The organism is Salinicola rhizosphaerae, from assembly GCF_014652715.1.
GTDB lineage: Bacteria > Pseudomonadota > Gammaproteobacteria > Pseudomonadales > Halomonadaceae > Salinicola > Salinicola rhizosphaerae.
Genome location: NZ_BMZI01000022.1, coordinates 1 through 580 on the forward strand (window position 1 = coordinate 1; position 580 = coordinate 580).

The 580-nt window shown below is 56.0% G+C and carries 1 rRNA gene; it reads right to left on the reverse strand.

Annotated features, from left to right (window positions below):
- Window positions 1–555 (reverse strand): 16S ribosomal RNA (locus IE125_RS19150); the annotation flags it as partial.
- Window positions 556–580: the final 25 nt, after the last annotated feature.

Here is a 580-nt window from a genome sequence, read left to right on the forward strand (position 1 = left end):
TAATTCCGATTAACGCTCGCACCCTCCGTATTACCGCGGCTGCTGGCACGGAGTTAGCCGGTGCTTCTTCTGCGAGTGATGTCCTTCCTGACGGGTATTAACCGTCAGGCTTTCTTCCTCGCTGAAAGTGCTTTACAACCCGAGGGCCTTCTTCACACACGCGGCATGGCTGGATCAGGCTTGCGCCCATTGTCCAATATTCCCCACTGCTGCCTCCCGTAGGAGTCTGGGCCGTGTCTCAGTCCCAGTGTGGCTGATCATCCTCTCAGACCAGCTACGGATCGTCGCCTTGGTGAGCCGTTACCTCACCAACCAGCTAATCCGACATAGGCTCATCCGATAGCGAGAGCCGGAGCCCTCTTTCTCCCGTAGGACGTATGCGGTATTAGCCTGGGTTTCCCCAGGTTATCCCCCACTACCGGGCAGATTCCTATGCATTACTCACCCGTCCGCCGCTCGTCAGCGGAGTGCAAGCACTCCCTGTTACCGCTCGACTTGCATGTGTTAGGCCTGCCGCCAGCGTTCAATCTGAGCCATGATCAAACTCTTCAGTTAAAAGCTTGATAGTCCTTACCTCTTC